Source organism: Streptomyces sp. DG1A-41, assembly GCF_037055355.1.
In the GTDB taxonomy this organism is placed as follows: domain Bacteria; phylum Actinomycetota; class Actinomycetes; order Streptomycetales; family Streptomycetaceae; genus Streptomyces.
This window is the reverse complement of the sequence record NZ_CP146350.1, coordinates 7805826-7821073: the sequence shown is the minus strand read 5'-3', so window position 1 is coordinate 7821073 and position 15248 is coordinate 7805826. Positions and strand designations below refer to the sequence as shown.

Below are 15248 nucleotides of genomic sequence, written 5' to 3'. Positions count from 1 at the left end.
CGGTGCTCCACTTGCTCGGTACTTACGGGCGGTACGGGGCCGGTACGGCCCCTTCCATCGTGCTCCCCGGCACGGCGATCGGGAAGCCCGCATACCGCTCTGACTGTCATCACGTTCCGCGATAGCCTGGTGCCATGTACGACCCGTCCCATCTGCGCACCTTCCTGTCGGTGGCGCACACGCTGAGCTTCACGCAGGCGGCCCGCCGGCTCGGGCTGCGGCAGTCCACCGTCAGCCAGCACGTGCGGCGGCTGGAGGACGCCACCGGGCGGACGCTGTTCACCCGGGACACGCACTCGGTGGAGCTCACGGAGGACGGCGAGGCCATGCTCGGGTTCGCGCGCCGGATCCTGGAGGTGCACGAGCAGGCGACGGCGTTCTTCACGGGCACCCGGCTGCGCGGCCGGCTGCGCTTCGGTGCGTCGGAGGACTTCGTGCTGACCCGGCTGCCGGAGATCCTCGAGGGCTTCCGGCACGACCACCCGGAGGTCGATCTGGAGCTGACGGTCGAGTTGTCGGGCACGCTGCACGAGCAGCTCACCGCCGGGAAGCTGGACCTCGTCCTGGCCAAGCGGCGGCCCGAGGACCCGCGCGGCGAGCTGGTCCGGCACGACAGGCTGGTGTGGATCGGCGCGGAGCGCCTCCGGCTCGGCCCGGACCGTCCCGTGCCGCTCATCGTCTACCCGCCGCCGGGCATCACCCGCGCGCTAGCGCTGGAGGCGCTGGAGCGGCAGGGCCGCGAGTGGCGCGTGGTGTGCACGAGCGGCAGCCTCAACGGCCTCGTCGCGGCGGCCCGGGCGGGGCTCGGCGTGATGGCCCACTCCCGCGGCCTCATCCCGCCGGGCCTGGTCCGAATCCCGGACCGGGCGGGGCTGCCGGAACTGGGGCAGGTCGATTTCGTCGTGGTGCACGGCCGGCGCCGCCCCTCCGCCCAGGGCGCCGCGGACGCCCTGGCGGCGGCGATCCTGTCGGGCGGGGACCGGCTGAACCGGAGTGACGAAATGCGCCTCCGGGGCGCTGACAGAAGAGACGGCCGGGCACCGCGCACGAGGAGCCTCGGGCCATGAGCGGGTCGTACAGATTCGGTGGAGATTACGGCCCCGAAACTTACTCAACCGTCAGGATTCTGTCCGACCCTTCCCCATGTGAGCGCATTTCCCCTCCCTGACCAGCGCGGACAGAAGCCCTCCTCGCCTTCGCCACCCCTCCCGCCCTGTGCCCGGTTGGGGTAGCTTTCACGGCGCTGTGCGGAGCGTCACTCGACAAGAGCGCTGAGGAGCGGGGAGCGGGGTTTGCGCGAGTTCACCAACCCTCCGTTGGCGTTGGCACCTCCGGTGGGCGGTCTGGCCGACGTGGTCTTCGAGCATGCCCAGGACGACCCGCTGCACATCGCGCTGGGCCGAAAGGACGAGTCCGGGCAGTGGCGGGACGTCACCAGCGCCGAGTTCCGCGACGAGGTCCTCGCCCTGGCCAAGGGCCTGCTGGCGAGCGGCATCCGGTTCGGCGACCGGGTCGCGATCGTGTCCCGTACGCGCTACGAGTGGACGCTGTTCGACTACGCGCTGTGGACCATCGGCGCCCAGGTCGTGCCGGTCTACCCGACCTCCTCGGCCGAGCAGTGCTTCTGGATGCTGTACGACGCCGAGGTGACGGCCGCGGTCGTGGAGCACGAGGACCACGCGATGACGATCGCCACCGTCATCGACCGGCTGCCTCAGCTGCGCCGACTGTGGCAGCTCGACTCCGGCGCCGTGCAGGAGCTGTACGACGCCGGCGCGAGCCTCGACGACGAGGTGGTGCACCGCCACCGGCAGGCCGTCACCCCGGACTCGGTCGCCACGATCATCTACACCTCGGGGACCACCGGCCGCCCCAAGGGCTGCGTCATCACGCACGGCAACTTCATGTACGAGGCGGACACCGTCATCGAGCGCTGGGAGCCGGTGTTCCACTCCAAGCGGGGCGACGAGGCCGCCACCCTGCTGTTCCTGCCGCTCGCCCACGTCTTCGGGCGGATGGTCCAGGTCGCCGGGATCCGCGGCAAGGTGAAGTTCGGCCATCAGCCGCAGCTGAACGCGGCGGCCCTGCTGCCCGACCTGGCCGCGTTCAGGCCGACGTTCTTCCTGGCCGTGCCGTACATCTTCGAGAAGGTGTTCAACGCGGCCCGCCGCAAGGCCGAGAAGGAGGGGCGCTCCGGCCCGTTCGAAAAGGCCGTCGACGTCGCCATCAGGTACGCGGACGCCATCGAGGCCAAGGCCTGGGGCATCGGCCCCGGCCCCTCGGCGGGGCTGCGCATGCAGCACCAGCTGTTCGACAAGCTCGTCTACTCCAAGATCCGCGCAGCGATGGGCGGCCGTATCAAGCACGCCATGTCGGGCGGCTCTGCGATGGACCGGCGGCTCGGCCTGTTCTTCGCAGGGGCGGGCGTGCACATCTACGAGGGCTACGGCCTGACCGAGTGCACGGCCGCCGCGACCGCCAACCCGCCCGGACGCACCCGGTTCGGCACGGTCGGGCAGCCCATCCCGGGCATGACCGTGCACATCGCGGACGACGGCGAGATCTGGCTGCACGGCCAGAACGTCTTCCAGGGGTACCTCAACAACCCCAAGGCGACCGACGAGACCCTGCACGACGGCTGGCTGGCCACCGGCGACCTCGGCGCGCTCGACGAGGACGGCTACCTCACCATCACCGGCCGCAAGAAGGAGATCCTGGTCACCTCGGGCGGGAAGAGTGTTTCGCCCGGCGTGCTGGAGGAACGCGTCCGTGACCATCCACTGGTCAACCAGTGCATCGTCGTCGGCAACGACCGCCCGTACATCGCCGCCCTGGTGACCCTCGACCAGGAAGCCGTGGAGCACTGGCTGGCGATGCGGGGCAAGCCGCGGATGTCCGCGGTGGAGCTGGTGCGCGACGCGGACCTGGAGACGGAGGTGCGGCGCGCGGTGGTCGCGGCCAACACCCTTGTCTCGCAGGCCGAGTCGATTCGCACCTTCCGCATCCTGGCCCAGCCGTTCACCGAGGAGCACGGGTTGCTGACCCCGTCCCTGAAGCTGAAGCGCAAAGCGATCGAGAAGGCGTACGAGAAAGAGGTCGAGGCGCTGTACCGGGCGTGAAGTGCCGGGCAACGGATGAATCTCACGCCTGAATTCTCCCGTCAGGAATGCATCACGGCTCGTGATCGTTGACGATGGGAGGTATATCTGACCGCAAACCGAAGGATCGAGAGCTCGTGAGCAAGGTCCCCCCGATCATCCTGAACAACGGCGTCGAGATGCCCCAGCTGGGCTTCGGCGTCTGGCAGGTGCCGGACGACGAGGCCGAGTCCGCCGTCGCGACGGCGCTGGAGGCCGGGTACCGCAGCATCGACACCGCGGCCATTTACGGCAACGAGGAGGGCACCGGCAAGGCCATCGCCTCGTCCGGTCTCCCCCGCGAGGAGCTTTTCGTCACCACGAAGCTGTGGAACGCCGACCAGGGGTACGACTCCACGCTGCGCGCCTTCGACACGTCGCTGGACAAGCTCGGACTGGACTTCGTCGACCTGTACCTGATCCACTGGCCGCTGCCGGCCCGGGACACCTACGTGGACACGTACAAGGCGTTCGAGAAGCTGCACGCCGACGGCCGGATCCGGGCCATCGGTGTCTCCAACTTCCTTCCCGAGCACCTGGATCGGCTGATCGCCGAGACGTCGGTCATCCCGGCCGTGAACCAGATCGAGCTGCACCCGCACCTCCAGCAGAGCGCCGCCCGTGAGTACCACGCGGAGCAGGGCATCGCCACGGAGGCCTGGTCGCCGCTCGGCCAGGGCAAGGGCCTGCTGGAGGTCCCGGCGATCGTGGCCATCGCCCAGAAGCACAACCGCACGCCGGCCCAGGTCGTCCTGCGCTGGCACATCCAGCTGGGCAACGTGGTCATCCCGAAGTCCGTGACGCCGGCACGGATCAAGGAGAACATCGAGGTCTTCGACTTCGCCCTGGACACGGAGGACCTGGCGGCCATCAGCGCCCTGAACGAGGACCGCCGTTTGGGCCCGGACCCGGCGACGTTCGACGGCGTCTGATAAGTATCCCCCTCACCCCCACGACTGCCCGCAGCTCACTCAGCTGCGGGCAGTCGTGCCGCTGGGGGCGGCGCCCGTCCCACCGAAGCGGCACCCCGCTCCGCCGGGCTGCCCACCCACCCGCCCTCAGCACCAACGCCCAGCACCCGTGTCAGACAGGTCCCGGCCCGCCCGGACCGCCGTGTGCACTGTGTGCGCCTCCAGCACGAACACGTCCGGCCGACGGTGCAGACTCGCCTCGTCGTCGGGGTCGAGGAGCCGGTCGAGCGTCGCGAGGTCTTCCGCGTCGAGCCCGTCCGTGAGCCTCTCGCGCATGTGTGACAGAGACGCCACGACATAGGCACGGGCCCGGTCCGAGGCGGGCGCGGGCAGGTCGAGCAGGAACGTGTGCGTCCGGGTGTGCTTCAGGCCCGCCGCGCCCAGCAGGGCCGGCCAGTCCTCCGCCTCCGCGACATGGCCCGGCAGCTCCGCACGCATCCGCGTGAACCACTCCGCCTCCACCGCGTCGATCCGCGCCTGGAGTCCGGGTCGGCCGATGCCGATGTCGCGCGGCAGGTACCGCGGGGGCAGACCGCCCTCCATGAGGGCGAGAGTGCCGCCGGGCGCCAGCCGTGCCGCGAAGGCGGCGAGCGCGGCCCGCTGGTCGCCGAGATGGTGCAGGCTGCGGCTCGCCCAGAGCAGGTCGGCGGGGTAGTCCAGTTCGTCGAGCACGTCCGGGAGTTCACCGGCGATCGTGCCGAAGCGGTCGGCGACCCCCAGCCGCTCGGCCCGTCCCCGCGCCCGCTCCAGCAGCGGCTCCGAGCCGTCCACCGCGACGATCCGCGCACCCGGGAACGTCTCGGCGAACAGACATGACACGACGCCCGGCCCGCTGCCCGCGTCGACGATCAGGCCCGGCTCGGTCACCTCCTGCGCCAGCCAGGCCATGGCCCGCTCGTACAGGGACGAGAACAGCTCCGCCTGGGACTCCAGTCTCGGGCCCATCTCGGCCCAGTCGATGTCCGTGTGCCCGTGCCCGTGCCCGTGCCCGTGCTGATGCGGGTGCTGGTGGTCGTGGTCGTGATCGTGGTCGTGGTCGTGGTCGTGCGCCATGGTGGTCAGCCTCTCCCTCGGATGCCGCCAGCCTGCGCCGACGCACCGGGAGAAGGCCACCGCTCTTGCCGCTCCCGCAAAAAGGATCCGCCGGGGCCGGAGCCCCGGCGGATCCGTGGGGACGGTGTGTCAGCCGGTCAGGACAGAGGCGGGTACGCGTTCCGCATCAGCTGCTGGAACTGGGCGGAGAACCAGTGCCCGGACAGCGGCGCGTCCGGCAGGGCACCCGACATGTTGTAGCCGTTGCGGGCGTTGCCCTCGTACGTCGGGTCGCACATCCGGTCGAAGCCCTTGCCCTCGTTGTTCGGGATCTCCTTGCTCGCCCCGTCGGACTCGCCCGGCGGCTTCATCCACACGTACGCGTCGATCCCGGCAGCCGGGCTGGCCTGCGGGCGCTCGCCGAGGCCGGCTCCGGACTGGTTGCACCAGTTGCCGATGTGGATGCGGCGGTCGTAGCGGCCGCCGTCGACGTAGGCGTCGACGGAGGTCTGGGCGCCGGGGCCGGTGGGCCGTGCCGTGCCGCCCCAGCCGTTGCGGGAGGTGTCGATCAGCATGCCGATGCCGGACGGGAAGCCGACCGAGACCAGCTGGTTGCGGAACGCCTGGGCGAAGGACAGCTCGTCGGCGTAGCGGTTCCAGTCGACCCACTTCGACTCGCGGACGGACTTGCCGGCCACGTTGTCGTTGACGGAGAAGTTGTTCTCCTTCAGGGCGCTGTAGTTCGCCGTGTTGGTGATGAAGCCGTGGACGTCGTTGACGGTCGCGCCCTCGGCGGACGCCGCCTCCTTGAACAGGGTCGCGGAGGGACCGAAGTTGTCGTCCCAGCCGATCCAGCCGTGGTGGCCGGCGTCGACGTAGTTGTAGACGTTGGGCACGTCGCCGAGCTTGTTCAGCGCGTAGCCGACACCCTTGACGTAGTTGCCGTTGGCCTTCATCACATCGCACTGCGGGGTGGCCGTCGGGCGGCTGCCGGTGTTGGTGACGAGGTTCGGCAGCGAGTCGATCTCGACGGTGGTGACGATCCGCAGCGAGGAGTACTTCGAGTCGGCGAGGATCGCCTTGATCGGGTCGATGTACTCCGTCTTGTACCGGCCGATCTCGTCGGCCTTCAGCTCACCGTTGGAGGCGAGGGCGGCGCAGTCACGGCCGGGCAGGTTGTAGATGACCAGCTGGATGACGAGCTCGCCGGAGCCCTTCTGGCGCAGCGCCTCGTCGAGGTGGTCGCGCAGGCCCATACCGCCGTTGACGCCGTTGATCGCCGCGGTCCGGTCCAGCCAGACACCGGTGGGCTGGTTGGAGATCCGGCTGCCGCCCGGCTCGGCGTTGGCCTTCTCGCGCCACTCCGGGTTCACGTACACCTTGGCGCCGTCGTAGGGGTTGTTCACCCGGTTGGCGGGACCGCCCGGGCCCGGCGGGTCGGTCGGTCCCGGGTTGCCGCCGTCGTCGACGTTGCAGGTCACGCCGTCGAGGGTGAAGGTGGCCGGGATCGCGTTGCTTCCGCTGTAGCTGCCCTGGAAGCCGAAGCTGACCGAACCGCCCGTCGCGAGCTGGGCGTTGTAGCTCTCGTTGGCCGCGGTGACGTCGGCACCGCTCTGGCTGATCTTGGCGTTCCAGCCGCTGGTGACCTTCTGGTTGCCGGCGTACGACCACTTCAGCGACCACGACGACTTCGCGGCGCTGTTGTTGGTGATGGTCACGGCGGCGGTGAAGCCGGTGCTCCACTGGTTCTGCACCTTGTAGTCGACGGTGCAGGGGACGGCGGCGGCGCCGGCGCCGCCCGGGTCGACGGCGAACGCCGTGCCCGTGGCGCCGGCGACCAGGGCCATGGCGGCCAGTAACGCTGTTCTTGTACGGCTCATGAGTGCGGACTTCCCTTTCGGTGGTGGGGGTGTCAGCCGTTCAGGGTGCGCTCCGACAAGGACATGAAGGACCCGGCACCGGCACTCGCGCAGCCGGGGACGACCGCGAAGGCGGCGGCTAAAAGTACTGAACGCGAGGGGTGTCGCATGAGCGACTCCTTGCAGGTCGGGCCCGTCGTGGCGGACGCGTCGACTGATGGAATCGCTCCCACTGGTGTCAAGGAAGGTAGCGCCAAGTGTCGGTAAAGAACAGGGGAGTCGCTGACTTTCGCTCAACTCTCGGTGTCGAATCTTTTCGACTCTTCAAGGACCTTGACCGATACCACACCCGTCCTCACTATGGGAGCGCTCCCACTGGTTCAAGCCTTGACTTCTCCGAGCCGCAAGGAGGAACCAGCACCATGCATCCCCCACCCCGGAGACGGAGAGCCGTGCGGCGTCTGTGGACCGCCGCGCTCGCAGCTCTCGCGCTTCCGTTGACGATGCTCTCCTCAGGGTCGACTTCCGCGCAGGCGGCCGCACTTCAGTGCAGTGTCGATTACAAGACCAACGACTGGGGCTCCGGCTTCACCGCGGACCTGACCCTCACCAACCGCGGCACGGACCCCATCGACGGCTGGACGCTGACGTACGCCTACTCCGGCAACCAGAAGCTGGGGAACGGCTGGAACGGCACGTGGTCGCAGTCCGGTCAGACCATCACCGTCAAGAACGCCTCCCACAACGGGCGCGTCGCCGCGGGCGCCGCCGTGTCCACCGGCGCCCAGTTCAGCTACAGCGGCAGCAACGCCGCGCCCACGTCCTTCACGGTCAACGGCACCTCCTGCACCGGCGCGCACCAGCCGCCGATCGCCGTGCTGACCAGCCCGGCCGCCGGCGCCGTCTACACCCAGGGTGAGGCGGTCCCGCTGGCGGCCACCGCGGCCGCCGCGGACAACGCCACGATCAGCAAGGTGGAGTTCTACGACGACACCAAGCTGCTGGGCACGGACACGAGCGCACCCTACGCGCTGTCCGTCTCGGACTTGGCCGTGGGCAGCCATTCCCTGGTGGCGAAGGCGTACGACAGCACGGGCGCCTCCGCCGACTCCACCCCGGTCGGCATCACCGTCGCCTCCGGCCCCACCGTCGTCGCCTCGCCGCTCCAACTCGGCGTGCAGTCCGGCAAGTCGGGCACGTACGAGGTGAAGCTGTCCAAGCAGCCGGCCTCGAACGTCACGGTGACGTCGGCCCGGGCGAGCGGCAACTCGGGCCTGTCGGTCACCGGCGGCGCCTCGCTCACCTTCACCCCGCAGAACTGGAACACCGCGCAGAAGGTGACCGTCACGGCCGCGAACTCCGGTACCGGCTCCGCCGTGTTCGAGTCGACGGCCGCGGGTCACGCCAAGGCCTCGGTCACCGTCACCCAGCTGGCGGCGACCAAGGCGTACGACGCCCGCTTCCTGGAGCTCTACGGGAAGATCACCAACCCGGCGAACGGCTACTTCTCCCCCGAGGGCATTCCCTACCACTCGGTCGAGACGCTGATCGTCGAGGCGCCGGACCACGGTCACGAGACCACCTCGGAGGCGTACAGCTACCTCCTGTGGCTCCAGGCCATGTACGGCAAGGTGACCGGTGACTGGTCCAAGTTCAACGGGGCGTGGGACCTCATGGAGAAGTACATGATCCCCACCCGCGCCGACCAGCCGACCAATTCCTTCTACAACCCCTCCAAGCCGGCGACCTACGCGCCCGAGCTGGACACGCCGAACGAGTACCCGGCCAAGCTCGACACCGGTGTCTCGGTGGGCCCGGACCCGATCGCGGCCGAGCTGAAGAGCGCGTACGGCACGGACGACGTCTACGGCATGCACTGGCTCCAGGACGTCGACAACGTGTACGGCTACGGCAATTCGCCCGGCAAGTGCGAGGCGGGCCCCTCGGACACCGGCCCGTCGTACATCAACACCTTCCAGCGCGGCTCGCAGGAGTCGGTGTGGGAGACGGTGCCGCAGCCGACCTGCGACGCCTTCAAGTACGGCGGCAAGAACGGCTATCTGGACCTGTTCACCGGTGACGCCTCCTACGCCAAGCAGTGGAAGTTCACCAACGCGCCGGACGCCGACGCGCGGGCCGTGCAGGCCGCCTACTGGGCGGACCTGTGGGCGAAGGACCAGGGCAAGGGCGGGCAGGTCTCCGCGACGGTCGCCAAGGCGGCCAAGATGGGCGACTACCTGCGCTACTCCATGTTCGACAAGTACTTCAAGAAGATCGGCAACTGCGTCGGACCCTCGACCTGCCCGGCGGGCACCGGCAAGGACGCCTCGATGTACCTGATGTCCTGGTACTACGCCTGGGGCGGCGCCACCGACACCAGCGCCGGCTGGGCCTGGCGCATCGGCTCCAGCCACGCCCACGGCGGCTACCAGAACCCGCTGGCCGCCTACGCGCTGAGCAACTACGCCCCGCTGAAGCCCAAGTCGGCGACGGGCGCGGCCGACTGGGCCAAGTCCATGGACCGACAGCTGGAGTTCTACCGCTGGCTCCAGTCGGACGAGGGCGCCATCGCCGGCGGCGCGACCAACAGCTGGGCGGGCCGGTACGCGACCCCGCCCGCCGGGAAGTCGACGTTCTACGGCATGTACTACGACGAGAAGCCCGTGTACCACGACCCGCCGTCCAACCAGTGGTTCGGCTTCCAGGCGTGGTCCATGGAGCGGGTCGCCGAGCTGTACCAGCAGACGGGGAACGCGCAGGCCAAGACGGTCCTCGACAAGTGGGTCGACTGGGCGCTGTCCAAGACCACGTTCAACCCGGACGGCACGTTCCGCATCCCGTCGACGCTCCAGTGGTCGGGCCAGCCCGACACCTGGAACGCCTCGAGCCCCGGCTCCAACAGCGGGCTGCACGTCAGCGTGGTGGACTACACGAACGACGTCGGGGTGGCGGCCGCGTATGCCAAGACCCTGACGTACTACGCCGACCGCTCCGGTGACACGGAGGCCGCGGCGGCGGCGAAGAAGCTGCTGGACGGTATGTGGGCGAACCACCAGGACGATCTCGGGATCGCCGTCCCGGAGACCCGCGCGGACTACAACCGGTTCGACGACCCGGTGTACATCCCGAGCGGCTGGACGGGGACGATGCCGAACGGTGACGCGATCAACTCGTCGTCGACGTTCGACTCGATCCGGTCCTTCTACAAGGACGATCCCGCCTGGTCGAAGATCGAGAGTTATCTCGCGGGCGGTGCGGTGCCGTCGTTCACGTATCACCGGTTCTGGGCTCAGGCGGATATCGCGTTGGCCATGGGCTCGTACGCGGAGCTTCTCGAATAGTCCCCGCCGGGCGCTCCGCGGGTTCGGCGGTTGCAATCTGCGGGCCGGTGTGTGGCTGGTCGCGCAGTTCCCCGCGCTCCCGAGAAAGGTGCGTCCGAAGCTCTGCGTTCGTGGTTTCGTCACCTGACGACGGGACCGACCGGCCGGGCGGTCCCCACCCGCACTGGGGGCCGCCCGGCTCTCGCACGTTCCCCCTCACGGAAGGACCCCCACCGTGCGAAGAACCCGTATTCTCACGGTCGTGCTCGCGCTGGCGGCCGGGTTGTTGTCGGGCGCTCCCGCCGCCCTGGCCGCCGACCCGCCGTCGACGAAGATCGCCGCCGATACCTACACCTGGAAGAACGCCCGGATCGACGGCGGCGGATTTGTCCCCGGCATCGTCTTCAATCGCAGTGAGAAGAACCTCGCCTACGCCCGGACCGACATCGGCGGTGCCTACCGCTGGCAGGAATCTACGAAGACCTGGACGCCGCTGCTGGACTCCGTCGGCTGGGACGACTGGGGGCACACGGGGGTCGTCAGCCTCGCGTCCGACTCCGTCGATCCGGACAAGGTGTACGCGGCGGTCGGTACGTACACCAACAGCTGGGATCCGAAGAACGGCGCCGTCATGCGCTCCTCCAACCGGGGGGCGAGCTGGCAGAAGGCGAGTCTGCCGTTCAAGCTGGGCGGCAACATGCCGGGGCGGGGCATGGGCGAGCGGCTGGCCGTCGACCCGAACCGGAACAGCGTGCTGTATCTGGGCGCGCCCAGCGGCAAGGGGCTGTGGCGGTCGACGGACTCGGGCGTGACCTGGTCGCAGGTGACGAACTTCCCCAACGTCGGCAACTACGTGGCGGACCCGAGCGACACGTCCGGCTACTCCAGCGACAACCAGGGCATCGTCTGGGTCACCTTCGACGAGTCCACGGGCACCTCCGGCAACGCCACGAAGACGATCTACGTGGGGGTCGCCGACAAGGACAACGCGGTGTACCGCTCGACGGACGCGGGCGCGACCTGGCAGCGGCTGGCCGGGCAGCCCACCGGCCATCTCGCCCACAAGGGCGTCCTGGACGCCAAGAACGGCCATCTGTACCTCGCCTACAGCGACAAGGGCGGCCCGTACGACGGCGGCAAGGGTCAGCTGTGGCGGTACGCGACCGGGACCGGCGCCTGGACGAACATCAGCCCGGTGGCGGAGGCCGACACGTTCTACGGCTTCAGCGGGCTGACGGTGGACCGGCAGAAGCCGGGCACGGTGATGGCGACCGCGTACAGCGCCTGGTGGCCGGACACGCAGATCTTCCGCTCCACGGACAGCGGCGCGACCTGGACCAAGGCGTGGGACTACACGTCGTACCCCAACCGCGAGAACCGCTACACGATGGACGTCTCGTCCTCGCCGTGGCTGACCTGGGGCGCGAACCCGCAGCCGCCCGAGCAGACCCCGAAGCTCGGGTGGATGACGGAAGCCCTGGAGATCGACCCGTTCAACTCCAACCGCATGATGTACGGGACGGGTGCGACGATCTACGGCACCGAGAACCTCACGAACTGGGACAGCGGCGGGAAGTTCGCCATCAAGCCGATGGTGCAGGGGCTGGAGGAGACGGCGGTCAACGACCTCGCGTCACCGCCGTCGGGCGCCCCGCTGCTGAGCGCGTTGGGTGACATCGGCGGCTTCCGCCACACGGACCTGACGAAGGTCCCGTCGATGATGTTCACGCAGCCGAACTTCACGACGACGACGAGTCTGGACTTCGCCGAGTCGAACCCGAACACGGTCGTCCGGGTCGGCAACCTCGACTCGGGTCCGCACATCTCGTTCTCGACGGACAACGGCGCCAACTGGTTCGCGGGGACCGACCCATCGGGCGTGAGCGGCGGCGGCACGGTCGCGGCGGCGGCCGACGGCAGCCGGTTCGTGTGGAGCCCGCAGGGCGCCGGCGTGCACCACGCGACAGGCTTCGGCACGTCGTGGCAGGCGTCCGGCGGGATCCCCTCCGGGGCGATCGTCGAGTCCGACCGGGTCGACCCGAAGACTTTCTACGGCTTCAAGTCCGGGAAGTTCTACGTCAGTACGGACGGGGGCGCGACATTCAAGGAGTCACCGGCGACGGGGCTGCCCGGCGGTGACAGTGTCCGCTTCAAGGCGCTGCCGGGCGGTAAGGGCGACGTCTGGCTGGCGGGCGGCGCGAGCGACGGGGCGTACGGCCTGTGGCACTCGACGGACGGCGGCACGAGCTTCACGAAGCTGTCGAACGTCGAACAGGCCGACACCATCGGCTTCGGCAAGGCGGCACCCGGCGCCTCCTACCAGACGCTGTACACCAGCGCGAAGATCGGCGGCGTACGCGGCATTTTCCGCTCCACGGACAAGGGCGCGAGCTGGACGCGCATCAACGACGACGCCCACCAGTGGGGCTGGACGGGCGCGGCCATCACCGGTGACCCGAGGGTGTACGGCCGGGTGTACGTGGCGACCAACGGCCGTGGCGTCATCTACGGCGACAGCTCCGACGGCGGCACCACGGGTCCCGGGCCCGGGCCCGACCCGGCCGGCACCTGCAAGGTGACGTACAAGGTCACCAGCCAGTGGTCGGGCGGCTTCCAGGCGGACGTCCAGCTCACCAACACCGGCAGCACCCCGTGGAACGGCTGGTCCCTCGCCTGGTCCTTCACCGACGGTCAGAAGCTGACCCAGGCATGGAACGCCGAGGCCGCGCAGTCGGGTTCGACGGTGACGGCGAAGAACGTCGGCTGGAACGGCAGCGTGGCGGCGGGCTCGTCCGTGAGCTTCGGCTTCACGGCGAACGCCTCGGAAACGAACACGAAACCGACGGCGTTCAAGCTGGGTGACCAGAGCTGCACGGTGGCCTGACCGTGCTTTTGAGGGCGTATGCCTCAGACGGCATACGCCCTCGGCTTTCTCAGGGGGTGTAGACCGTCGGCCGTGGAGCCGTCGGCATGGCGTTGCCGATGAAGAAGCTCGGGTGCGGGGGCTGGTTGTAGGCCGTGTTCTGCCAGGCCAGGGCCGTGCGGTACTGGGTGTCGTGGAGCAGGGTCGTGATCTTCGTGCTGGTCTCGTGCGGGGTCGAGTAGATGCGCAGCGCCGTGTTGTCGCTGGTGCGCCAGACGACCTCCTCGCGCCAGTCGCCGAAGATGTCGCCGGACAGGACGGGCGTGGACTTCGTGCCGTTGTTGGAGGAGACCCCGGATCCGGTCAGCAGGCGGGTGTCGCCGGAGGTGCCGTACTTGTCGATGCGGGTGCCGTCGAGGAGTTCGCGCACGGGGTCGCCGTCCCACCAGGACAGGAAGTTGACGCTGGACGGCTCCCGGCCCAGGGACGCGCCGGTCACCGAGCGCAGGGTCGTGTCGGCGGCGGACCATGCCTCGGCACCCGGGCTTCCGGCATGGACGTCGGCGGCGACCCCGCGGCCGTTGTCGGAGCCGGACGCCGTCTGCCACAGGATCTGGCCGGTGCGCGCGTCGGCCATCCAGGAGCCGGGCTTGCTGGAGTCCTCGGAGACCTTGAAGTACTCCAGGCCCGCTCGGGAGGGGTTCAGGTCCCCGACATGACCGGCGTCGCCGTGGCCGAGTTTGGTGGTCCACAGTCCGTTGCCGTTGTCGTCCACGGTCATCGCGCCGTAGACGATCTCGTCCTTGCCGTCCGCGTCGACGTCCGCGACGGACAGGCTGTGGTTGCCCTGGCCGTCGTAGCCCTTGCCGCTGTTGGTGGAGGAGCTGGTGTCGAAGGTCCAGCGGCGGGTGAAGGCACCGTTTCGCCAGTCCCAGGCCGCGATCACCGTACGGGTGTAGTAGCCGCGCGCCATGATCAGCGACGGGCGGGCGCCGTCCAGGTAGGCCGTGCCGGCCAGGAAGCGGTCGACACGGTTGCCGTAGTTGTCGCCCCAGGAGGAGACGTTGCCCCGGCCCGGGACGTAGTCGACGGTCCCCATCGCCTTGCCGGTCTGGCCGTTGAACATGGTCAGGTACTCGGGGCCGGACAGGACGTAGCCGCTGGAGTTGCGGTGGTCGGCCGAGGAACTGCCGATGACCGCGCCGGTGCCGTCCCGGGTGCCGTCGGCGGTCTTCATTGCGACCTCGGCCTTGCCGTCGCCGTCGTAGTCGTACACCTGGAACTGGGTGTAGTGCGCGCCGGAGCGGATGTTGCGGCCCAGGTCGATGCGCCACAGCCGGGTGCCGTCGAGCTTGATGCCGTCGACGATGGTGTTGCCGGTGTAGCCGGACTGGGAGTTGTCCTTGGCGTTGGTCGGCTGCCACTTCAGGACGATGTCCAGGGCGCCGTCGCCGTCGAGATCGCCGAGGGAGGCGTCGTTGGCCTCGTAGGTGTATGCCGAGTTGCCGGGGGCGGTGCCGCCCGCGGGCGGGGAGATGGGGACGTCCTTGTAGCCGGTGCGGAACTGGATCGCGTGCACCGAGTCGCCCTGCTCCACGCCGTTCACGATCGCGCGGACGGTGTAGTCGGCGTGCGAGGGGGCGCCGGAGTGGAAGTAGTTCGTCGAGCCGGTGATCGGGGTCGGGTTGACCTTCGTACCTGCCCGGTACACGTTGAACGACACGTCGTTCGGGTCGGTTCCCAGCCAGCGCCAGCTGACCAGGTTGCCGCTGCCGGTGTGGACGCTGACCACACCCCGGTCCAGCTTCTCGACCTGCCGGGCGGTGGCGGCCTCGGCGGCGTCGTCGGTGGCGAACGTGGTGAGGCCGGCGCCGACGAGTGCCGCCGTGACGGCGGCGACGGGGAGGAGCAGGCGGCGTCTGCGGTGCCTGTGCGGGTGCTTCACGTGACGGACCTCCTGTAAGGACGGGCGGGTTCCGCCTCTCAGTCGCCGCCGCGAACGCGGGAGTTGCCGTACCGCTCCGCCAGTTCGAGCAGTTCCCCGGCCGGAGCGAGTGCTGGATCAC

The 15248-nt window shown here is 69.3% G+C and carries 8 protein-coding genes; 5 read left to right on the top strand and 3 right to left on the bottom strand.

Annotated features, from left to right (window positions below):
• Positions 1–134: 134 nt before the first annotated feature.
• The 3 genes from V8690_RS36165 to V8690_RS36155 all read left to right on the top strand — a co-directional run bounded on the left by V8690_RS36165 (position 135) and on the right by V8690_RS36155 (position 4069).
• Positions 135–1067 carry a LysR substrate-binding domain-containing protein gene (locus V8690_RS36165; protein ID WP_338784263.1) on the top strand — a complete coding sequence of 311 codons (933 nt, stop codon included), beginning with the start codon at positions 135–137 and terminating at the stop codon, positions 1065–1067.
• A gap of 225 nt (positions 1068–1292) precedes the next feature.
• On the top strand, positions 1293–3119 hold the full coding sequence (locus tag V8690_RS36160) for an AMP-dependent synthetase/ligase (RefSeq protein WP_338784262.1): 1827 nt from the start codon (positions 1293–1295) through the stop codon (positions 3117–3119).
• Positions 3120–3193: 74 nt separating this feature from the next.
• The gene (locus V8690_RS36155) at positions 3194–4069 is read left to right on the top strand and encodes an aldo/keto reductase (RefSeq protein WP_338784261.1); all 876 of its coding nucleotides are present in this window, start codon (positions 3194–3196) and stop codon (positions 4067–4069) included.
• Between the two features lie 126 nt (positions 4070–4195).
• Here V8690_RS36155 and V8690_RS36150 read toward each other — a convergent pair whose 3' ends face one another.
• Together V8690_RS36150 and V8690_RS36145 are read right to left on the bottom strand one after the other, a co-directional pair.
• On the bottom strand, positions 4196–5161 hold the full coding sequence (locus V8690_RS36150) for a class I SAM-dependent methyltransferase (protein WP_338784260.1): 966 nt from the start codon (positions 5159–5161) through the stop codon (positions 4196–4198).
• A gap of 137 nt (positions 5162–5298) precedes the next feature.
• Positions 5299–7020 carry a glycoside hydrolase family 6 protein gene (locus V8690_RS36145; RefSeq protein ID WP_338784259.1) on the bottom strand — a complete coding sequence of 574 codons (1722 nt, stop codon included), beginning with the start codon at positions 7018–7020 and terminating at the stop codon, positions 5299–5301.
• A gap of 401 nt (positions 7021–7421) precedes the next feature.
• Between V8690_RS36145 and V8690_RS36140 the strand changes: the two genes are divergently transcribed.
• Both V8690_RS36140 and V8690_RS36135 read left to right on the top strand, forming a co-directional pair.
• Positions 7422–10340 carry a glycoside hydrolase family 48 protein gene (locus V8690_RS36140; RefSeq protein WP_338784258.1) on the top strand — a complete coding sequence of 973 codons (2919 nt, stop codon included), beginning with the start codon at positions 7422–7424 and terminating at the stop codon, positions 10338–10340.
• Positions 10341–10554: 214 nt separating this feature from the next.
• Entirely contained in the window at positions 10555–13203 is a 2649-nt protein-coding gene (locus V8690_RS36135; RefSeq protein ID WP_338784257.1) for a cellulose binding domain-containing protein, read from the top strand.
• A 49-nt stretch (positions 13204–13252) separates the two neighbouring features.
• Here V8690_RS36135 and V8690_RS36130 read toward each other — a convergent pair whose 3' ends face one another.
• Positions 13253–15127, bottom strand: coding sequence for a rhamnogalacturonan lyase (locus V8690_RS36130; RefSeq protein WP_338784256.1), 1875 nt, complete (start codon positions 15125–15127; stop codon positions 13253–13255).
• Positions 15128–15248: the final 121 nt, after the last annotated feature.

Bases quoted from the DNA above. Each gene is read 5' to 3' on its own strand.
- V8690_RS36165 (WP_338784263.1), top strand. From the start codon at position 135: ATGTACGACCCGTCCCATCTGCGCACCTTCCTGTCGGTGGCGCACACG.
- V8690_RS36155 (WP_338784261.1), top strand. From the start codon at position 3,194: ATGGGAGGTATATCTGACCGCAAACCGAAGGATCGAGAGCTCGTGAGC.
- V8690_RS36150 (WP_338784260.1), bottom strand. From the start codon at position 5,161: ATGGCGCACGACCACGACCACGACCACGATCACGACCACGACCACCAG.
- V8690_RS36145 (WP_338784259.1), bottom strand. From the start codon at position 7,020: ATGAGCCGTACAAGAACAGCGTTACTGGCCGCCATGGCCCTGGTCGCC.
- V8690_RS36140 (WP_338784258.1), top strand. From the start codon at position 7,422: ATGCATCCCCCACCCCGGAGACGGAGAGCCGTGCGGCGTCTGTGGACC.